7 protein-coding genes are annotated in these 7,938 nt (G+C 64.0%); all 7 read right to left on the minus strand.

What is annotated here, in order from left to right; all coding sequences use genetic code 11:
- Nucleotides 1-86: 86 nt before the first annotated feature.
- Nucleotides 87-1,595, minus strand: coding sequence for an NADH-quinone oxidoreductase subunit M (locus tag ACXJKH_RS10760; protein WP_256774641.1), 1,509 nt, complete (start codon nt 1,593-1,595; stop codon nt 87-89).
- A gap of 23 nt (nt 1,596-1,618) precedes the next feature.
- Nucleotides 1,619-3,808, minus strand: a complete 2,190-nt coding sequence (gene nuoL / locus ACXJKH_RS10765; RefSeq protein WP_457319425.1) for an NADH-quinone oxidoreductase subunit L — start codon at nt 3,806-3,808, stop codon at nt 1,619-1,621.
- A 7-nt stretch (nt 3,809-3,815) separates the two neighbouring features.
- Nucleotides 3,816-4,121 carry an NADH-quinone oxidoreductase subunit NuoK gene (nuoK, locus tag ACXJKH_RS10770; RefSeq protein WP_256774639.1) on the minus strand — a complete coding sequence of 102 codons (306 nt, stop codon included), beginning with the start codon at nt 4,119-4,121 and terminating at the stop codon, nt 3,816-3,818.
- Complete coding sequence (locus ACXJKH_RS10775; RefSeq protein WP_256774638.1) at nt 4,118-4,777, minus strand: NADH-quinone oxidoreductase subunit J; 660 nt, start codon at nt 4,775-4,777, stop codon at nt 4,118-4,120. The genes nuoK and ACXJKH_RS10775 overlap by 4 nt, the downstream gene beginning before the upstream one ends.
- Nucleotides 4,778-4,783: 6 nt before the next feature.
- Nucleotides 4,784-5,272, minus strand: a complete 489-nt coding sequence (gene nuoI, locus ACXJKH_RS10780) for an NADH-quinone oxidoreductase subunit NuoI (protein WP_038687244.1) — start codon at nt 5,270-5,272, stop codon at nt 4,784-4,786.
- 3 nt (nt 5,273-5,275) lie between these two features.
- Nucleotides 5,276-6,367 carry an NADH-quinone oxidoreductase subunit NuoH gene (gene nuoH, locus ACXJKH_RS10785; RefSeq protein ID WP_457319426.1) on the minus strand — a complete coding sequence of 364 codons (1,092 nt, stop codon included), beginning with the start codon at nt 6,365-6,367 and terminating at the stop codon, nt 5,276-5,278.
- A partial coding sequence (locus ACXJKH_RS10790; RefSeq protein WP_457319427.1) for a molybdopterin-dependent oxidoreductase occupies nt 6,364-7,938 on the minus strand: 1,575 nt, incomplete at its 5' end. The genes ACXJKH_RS10790 and nuoH, both read right to left, overlap by 4 nt.

A 7,938-nucleotide genomic window follows, 5' to 3' on the forward strand; every position in this document is an offset into this window, starting at 1 on the left:
AGCGGGGGCAGGTCAGCGGCGGTCAATGGCAACAGCGGCGAGGTGGTCATCATCAAATCCTGGAATCAATACTCTCGACGGCCCGATTACAGCAGCTTGCTGGATGCAATCTGCATCACGAGCTTCGCGATCGAGGGCTCCATCAGGTCGGTCAGCGGCTTGGGGTACAGGCCCAGGGCGAGAGTGCCCACGGCGAATACACCCAGCACCAGCCATTCGCGACCGTTGATGTCCTTCAGTTCGGCGACATGGGCATTGGCCACTTCACCGAAGAACACGCGCTTGTACAGCCACAACGTATACGCCGCCGTGATCACCAGGGTACTGGCCGCACCCAGCGCCAGGGCCGGATGACGCTGGAAGCTGGCCATGATGATCATGAACTCGCCAACGAAACCGCTGGTGCCCGGCAGGCCGGCATTGGCCATGAAGAACAGCATGGCGAAGGTGGCAAACCACGGCATCACGTTCACCACGCCSCCGTAATCGGCGATCCGGCGGCTGTGCATGCGGTCGTACAGCACGCCCACGCAGGAGAACATGGCGCCAGAGACGAAGCCGTGCGACACCATCTGCACCATGGCGCCCTGCAGACCCAGACGGGCCGCATCCGGGCTGCCGGCGTCACGCACCAGCCACAGCGCGATGAAGGTGCCCAGGGTGACAAAGCCCATGTGCGCGATCGACGAATAGGCGATCAGCTTCTTCATGTCGTCCTGGACCAGGGCGACCAGGCCGACATAGATCACCGCGATCAGCGACAGCGTGATCACCAGCCATGCCCATTCCTGGGAGGCGTCGGGGACGATTGGCAGGTTGAAGCGCAGGAAACCGTAACCACCAATCTTCAGGGCGATGGCGGCCAGGATCACCGAGCCGGCGGTCGGCGCCTCGACGTGGGCGTCCGGCAACCAGGTGTGGACCGGGAACATCGGCACCTTGACCGCGAACGCGATCAGGAACGCGAAGAAGATCCAGGTCTGCTCCTTGCCCGACAGCTGCAGCTGGTACAGGTCGGCCAGCTGGAAGCTGCCACCCTTCAGGTACAGGTAGATCAGCGCCACCAGCATCAGCACCGAGCCGAGGAAGGTGTACAGGAAGAACTTCAGCGCGGCGTAGATGCGGCGCGGGCCGCCCCAGACACCGATGATCAGGAACATCGGGATCAGCATCGCTTCGAAGAACACGTAGAACAGCATCGCGTCGGTCGCAGCGAAGATGCCGACCGTGACGCCTTCCAGGATCAGGAAGGCGGCCACGTACTGGTTGACGCGCTTGTCGATCGCGCTCCACGCACCAATCAGGGCCAGCACCGAGACCAGCGTGGTCAGCAGGATCAGCGCGATGGCGATGCCATCGACGCCGAGGTTGTAGCCGATGTCGTAGGCGGGGATCCAGGCGCGGGTCTCGACGAACTGCAGCGCGTCGTTCCCTACGTCATAGCCGCTGAGCAGCGACAGGCTGGCCACGAAGGTCAGCACCGCTACACCCAACGACGCCCAGCGGGCGGTGCGGGCATCACGGATGGCAAGGATCAAGGCACCGCCGAGGATCGGCAGCCAGATGAGAACACTGAGTAGAGGCCAGTTCGACACGTCTTCTTATTCCGTACAGGTCATCAACGCAGGTAATGCATCAGGACGCCCAGGAGGGCAATCAGGCCGATGATCATCGCGAAGGCGTAGTGATAGAGGAAACCGGATTGGGTGCGACGCAGCAGGTTGGCCGCCAGATCGATCAGGCGCGCCGAACCGTTGACCACCACACCATCGACGATGTTCGTGTCGATCGCGCGCGAAACCTTGCCGAGCTTGATGCCGCCGCCGGCGAAACCGCCGATCCAGAGTTTGTCGAAGCCGTACTTGTTCTCCAGTACCGATACCAGCGGTGCGAAGGTCTTGCGGGCCTTGCCCGCCAGCTCCGGCTTCCACAGGTAGAACAGGGCCGCCAGCAGGAAGCCGGCCACGGTCAGGAAGAAGGCCGGGGCCATCATCCCATGGAGCGCGAAGGCCACCGGACCGTGGAACTCTTCAGCCAGGGCACCAATGGTGTTGCGTGCCGGGTCGTAGAAATCAACGATGCCGGTGAAGAACGAATGCACCTGGCCCGGGACCGCGTGGTCGGCATGCTTGCCGGCCCAGTCGGTGCCGTACARCATCGGACCGATGCTGAAGAAACCGATCACGATCGAGGGGATCGCCAGCAGGATCAGCGGCAGGGTCACCACCCAGGGGGTCTCGTGCGGCTCATGCGGACCGTGGCCATGGCCATGGTCGTCATGGTGCGCGTCGCCGTGGTGGGCGTCGGCGGCGTGTGCGTCAGCATGATGGTCGTCATGGCCGTGGCCGTGGTCATCATGCGCGTCGCGGAAGCGTTCCTTGCCATGGAAGGTCAGGAACAGCAGGCGGAAGCTGTAGAAGCTGGTCACGATCACACCGCCCAGCACCGCCCAGTAACCGTAGGTGGCCACCCAGCTGTTGGACACGTGCGCGTGGTGCTGCGCCGCTTCGATGATGGTGTCCTTGGAGTAGAAGCCGGAGAAGAACGGCGTCCCCACCAAGGCCAGCGTGCCGATCCACATGGTGATGAAGGTGATCGGCATGTACTTGCGCAGGCCGCCCATCTTGCGCATGTCCTGCTCGTGGTGCATCGCGATGATGACCGAGCCGGCACCCAGGAACAGCAGCGCCTTGAAGAAGGCGTGGGTCATCAGGTGGAACACGGCTGCCGAATAGGCCGACACGCCCAGCGCCACGGTCATGTAGCCCAGCTGGGACAGCGTGGAGTACGCGACGACGCGCTTGATGTCGTTCTGCACGATGCCGATCAGGCCGGTGAAGAACGCGGTGGTCGCACCGATGAACAGCACGAAGTTCAGGGCGGTCTGCGACAGCTCGAACAGCGGCGACATGCGGGTGACCATGAAGATGCCCGCGGTGACCATGGTCGCGGCGTGGATCAGGGCCGAGATCGGGGTCGGGCCTTCCATCGAGTCCGGCAGCCACACGTGCAGCGGGACCTGGGCGGACTTGCCCATGGCGCCGATGAACAGGCAGATGCAGATGATGGTGGCGATCGACCAGATCACCGGCTCGTTGAACACCTGGAAGGACGTGCCGAACAGGTTGATCGCACCGGACCAGACCTGCAGCTGTGCCTGCGGGCTGCCCAGGATCGGCGCATTGGCGAACACGGTGGCGTAGTCCAGGGTGCCGAACACCCACAACACGCCGGCGATGCCGAGGATGAAGCCGAAGTCGCCCACGCGGTTGACCAGGAAGGCCTTCATGTTGGCGAAGATCGCGGTCGGGCGCTTGAACCAGAAACCGATCAGCAGGTACGACACCAGGCCCACCGCTTCCCAGCCGAAGAACAGCTGCAGGAAGTTGTTGCTCATCACCAGCGTGAGCATGGAGAAGGTGAACAGCGAGATGTAGCTGAAGAACCGCTGGTAACCCGGGTCATCCTGCATGTAGCCGATGGTGTACACGTGCACCAGGAACGACACGAAGGTGACCACGACCATCATCATCGCGGTGAKCTTGTCGATCATGAAACCGACATGCGCCGAGTACTGGCCGACTTCAAAGAACGTGTAGATGTTCTCGTTGTACGGCTGCGCGCCACCCCACAGCAGCATGTACAGCACGTAGCTGGACATGATGCAGCTGGCGGCGACGCCCAGGATGGTGACCGTCTGTGCGCCGATGCGACCGACCTGCCGGCCGAACAGCCCGGCAATGATGCTGCCGATCAGCGGTGCAAGCACCACTGCGATCAACAGACTCTTGGAGAGAGTGATTTCCATCTACGGATCAGCCCTTCAGCGAATCGATTTCGCCGACATTGATGGTGCGGCGGTTACGGAACAGGGTTACCAGGATCGCGAGGCCGATGGCGGCCTCGGCCGCGGCCACGGTCAGGATGAAGAAGACGAACAGCTGTCCGGCCGTATCACCCAGTTCACGCGAGAACCCGACGAAATTGATGTTGACCGACAGCAGCATCAACTCGACGGACATCAGCAGCACGATGATGTTCTTGCGGTTGAGGAAGATGCCGGCGAGGCTGATGCAGAACAGCAGCGCGCCCAGCGCCAGGATATGGCCGAGGGTGATCATGGCGTTGCCTCCTCGTCGGTGGACGGACGGGTACGGGTGTGGACCACCGGGGTTTCGGCATCCATCTTGACCACGCGCAGGCGATCGCTGCCCTTGACCATGGTCTGCTCGGACGGGTTCTGGGTCTTCAGGCCGGTGCGGCGACGCAGGGTCAGCATCACGGCGGCAACCACGGCCACGGTCAGGATGACGGCGGCGAACTCGAACGGCAGCAGGTATTCGGTGAACAGGCTGCGCGCCAGCCAGGTGATGTTGGAGCTGTCGGCGGCCAGCGCGGCGGCGTTGTCGGCCGGGAACGGATTGACCGCCCTGCCCTTCACCCCGATCAGCACCAGCATCTGCACCAGCATGGTGACGGCCACCACCAGCCCGACCGGCAGGTAGCGCACCCAGCCCTCGCGCAGGTTGGAGGCGTCGATGTCGAGCATCATCACSACGAACAGGAACAGCACCATSACCGCGCCSACGTASACSAGCACCAGGGCCACGCCGAGGAACTCAGCGCCGACCAGGATCCAGATGCAGGCCACGGAGAAGAAGGTCAGGATCAGGCACAACACGGCATAGACCGGATTGCGCACGCTGATCACCGCCGCGGCGGAAATGCCCGCCACGATGGAGAAGACCCAGAAACTGATATTTACCCAATCCATCATTGAACCTCAGCGGAAAGCGGCATCGGCGGCGCGACGCTCGGCGATTTCGGCTTCAAGCCGATCCCCGATGGCCAGCAGCTGCGGCTTGGTGACGATGTTCTCGCCACGATTCTCGAAGTGGTACTCGAGGATGTGGGTCTCCACGATCGAGTCCACCGGGCAGCTTTCTTCGCAGAAGCCGCAGAAGATGCACTTGAACAGATCGATGTCGTAACGGGTGGTACGACGGCTGCCGTCCTCGCGCTTGGCCGAATCGATGGTGATCGCCAGCGCCGGGCACACCGCTTCGCACAGTTTGCATGCGATGCAGCGTTCCTCGCCGTTGGGATACCGGCGAAGCGCATGCAGGCCGCGGAAACGCGGCGACTGCGGGAACTTCTCCATCGGGTACATCAGCGTGTACTTGGGCTTGAAGGCGTACTTCAGGGTCAGCCACAGACCGCCGAGCAGCTCAAGGAGCAGCAGGCTTTTGAAGTAATGGGTAATTCTGTTCATCACTTAGACGCCCTTCTGGATCACGCCGTAAAACACCATCACCGCCGTCACTGCAATCCAGAAGATGGTGAGCGGGATGAAGACCTTCCAGCCCAGACGCATGATCTGGTCGTAGCGGAAGCGCGGGAAGCTGGCACGGAACCAGATGTAGGAGCTGGCGAAGAAGAAGACCTTCAGCAGCAGCCACGGCCAGCCGCCCTTCCAGATCCAGTCGATCCACGGCGAGATATCGGCCGTGATCCAGCCCTGGAGCGGGCTCAGCCAGCCGCCGAGGAAGAAGATCGAGATCAGGAAGCTGATCAGGATCATGTTGGCGTATTCGGCCAGGAAGAACAGCGCGAACGCACCACCGGAGTATTCGACCATGTGGCCGGCAACGATTTCCGATTCACCTTCCACCACGTCGAACGGCGCGCGGTTGGTTTCGGCGACGCCGGACACCCAGTACACGATGAACAGCGGGAACAGCGGCAGCAGGAACCAGTCGAACAGACCGGAGTTGCCCGCCTGCGCCATCACGATGCTGCTCAGGTTGAGGCTGCCCGAGGCGATCATCACGCCGACCAGGGCAAAGCCCATGGCGATTTCGTAGCTGATCATCTGCGCCGAGGCGCGCATCGCACCGAGGAAGGCGTACTTGGAGTTGGAGGCCCAACCGGCCAGGATGATGCCGTACACGCCCAGCGAGGTCATCGCCAGCAGGTACAGCAGGCCAGCGTTGGCGTTGGACAGCACCAGCCGGGCATCGAAGGGGATCACCGACCAGGCCGCGAAGGCCGGGGCCAACGTGATCAGCGGCGCCAGGATGAACATCGCCTTGTGCGAGCTGCTGGGCTGGATGATTTCCTTGAACAGCAGCTTGAAGACGTCGGCGAAGGCCTGGAAGATGCCCATGCCGACATACATCGGGCCGTGGCGGACGTGCATCCAGCCGATCAGCTTGCGCTCCCAGACCACGTAGAAGGCCACCGAGATGATCACCGGCATGGCGATCACCAGGATCTTCAGGATGATCCAGAGCAGCGCACCGATGTCGCCCAGTGACAGCAGCCACTGGTGCAGCGGGTCGACCGCGTTCAACAGCAATTCGTTCATGCAGCCACCACCGTTACGCGTGCGGCACCCAGCGGTGCGGTTGCACCGTGGCCCGATTCAATCCAGACCGAGCCCGCGGCGACGCGGGTGTCGACCACCACCGGCAGGGTGGCGAGGCCGGCGTCGGTGCCGACCTTGGCCATCTGCCCTTCCACCAACTGCAGGCGGGCGGCATCGTCGGCATTGAGCACGATGCGCGGGGCGTTGTTGAGCGGATGCGACTGCAGCGCCTGGGCGCGGCGGACAACCGCATCGGTGCGGTAGATCGCGGCGGTGGAGGTCACTTCCAGGCCCTCGCCCGCGCCCGACACAGCCGCCGGCACGGCCGCCGAGGACGAAACGGTGACGCTGACCGGGGCCAGGCTGGCACGCAGGCCGGCCAGGTCGGTGAACTCGAAACCGGCCAGCGACAGCTCGCCGCCCAGTGCACGCAGCACACGCCAGCCTTCACGCGCCTCGCCCGGCAGCTTGCCGCCGGCACGGGCCGACTGCTCGCGACCATCGAGGTTGGTCAGGGTGGCATCCACTTCCGGCAGTGCGCCGATCGGCAGGATCACGTCGGCGACGTCGCGGGTCGAGGCACAGGCGAACTGGCTGAAAGCCACCACCTGGGCACCGGCCAACGCCTTGCGGGCAGCGGCGGCGTCGGCGAAGTCCAGGCCCGGCTCGATGCCGTAGATGGCATAGGCCTTGCGCGGCTGGGCCAACATGGCATTGACGTCCTTGCCGGCCGGCAGCACGCCGGCACGGGTCAGGCCCACGGCATTGGCGCCCTGCGGGATGCGGCACAGCCTGGCACCGGTGGCGGCGGCGAAATCACGCGCGGCGGCGCGGATCGCGGCCGCCTGCGGGTGGTTTTCAGCGATGCCACCGACGATCAGCACGGCGTTGCTGGCGCCCTTGACCGCATCGCGCAGGTCGGCGTTGCCGAGCGCATCGATGAAGGCCGACGGAGCGACGATCTGCTTGCTGGCCAGCTTGAACGCGAAATCGAAGTCCACCGGGTTGACGGCGTGGATCTTCGCGTTGCGCGTGGTCTGCGCCTTGCGCAGGCGGGCGTGCAGCAGCGGCAGTTCGTGGCGGATGTTGCTGCCGAGCACGACGATGCTGTCGGCGCCTTCGATCTCGGCCAGCGGCAGGCCGAACACTTCGGCGGTGGCGGCGTCGGAGAAGTCGCGGTTGTTGATGCGGTGATCGATATTGGTGGTGCCCAGGCCGGCAGCAAGACGGGCCAGCAGCGCGCCCTCCTCGTTGGAGGCCGACGGGTGCACCAGCACGCCGAGGTCATCGCCCTGGTGGGCGGTCAGGATGTCCTTGGCCGCGGCCAGGCCTTCGGCCCAGCTCACTTCCCTCCACTCGCCATTGACCTTGCGCAGCGGCTTGACCGCGCGGTCTTCGCTGTACAGGCCCTGGTGCGAATAGCGGTCGCGATCGGACAGCCAGCATTCGTTGACCGCTTCGTTGTCGCGCGGCACCGCGCGCAGCACTTCGCCGCGACGCACGTGCAGGAACAGGTTCGAGCCCATCGCGTCGTGGTAACCCAGCGACTCGCGTGCGGTCAGTTCCCACGG

The organism is Stenotrophomonas sp. P5_B8 (assembly GCF_054049855.1).

Coding starts and splice junctions, on each gene's coding strand:
- nuoI (WP_038687244.1), bottom strand. CDS start 5,272: ATGAACAGAATTACCCATTACTTCAAAAGCCTGCTGCTCCTTGAGCTG.
- nuoK (WP_256774639.1), bottom strand. CDS start 4,121: ATGATCACCCTCGGCCATATCCTGGCGCTGGGCGCGCTGCTGTTCTGC.
- nuoH (WP_457319426.1), bottom strand. CDS start 6,367: ATGAACGAATTGCTGTTGAACGCGGTCGACCCGCTGCACCAGTGGCTG.